We start from the raw sequence: 359 nt of genomic DNA, 5'->3' as shown, positions 1-359 counted from the left end.
ACAGAAACCAAGCTATCGAAACTTGAAGTTTCTGGAATAACATGATCATAGTACTCACGAAACCCCTGCAAATACTCTTGAGGACTCATCAAAGGAACAACACATGTCACCCAAGCAATGTGCTCGTGCGGTATATCTTTAACGACACCAACAATGACCTCACTAAAAGTAGCTTTATGTCCGTCAGCAAGGAACTGATCGCGACGATGAACTTTTACACCCTCTTCTCGAGCAATATCCATCAGTACATCAGCCTCAGTACTAACGTATATGCTATCTTTTGACAGCACTTTCTTAAGCTGTCTTATTTTCCACGCTAACAGACTAATTTTGTCTTCACCAACCTCAAGAAGGGCCTT

At 41.8% G+C, this 359-nt stretch carries 1 protein-coding gene; it reads right to left on the bottom strand.

The genetic code is table 11. The features are described 5' to 3' along the window. The coding region (locus A3766_RS30930; protein WP_197479505.1) for a hypothetical protein at positions 1-359 on the bottom strand (359 nt) is incomplete at both ends.

This window comes from Oleiphilus sp. HI0132, from assembly GCF_001635845.1.
The sequence above is the reverse complement of the archived record's forward strand: the minus strand, read 5'-3'. Positions and strand labels throughout refer to the sequence as shown.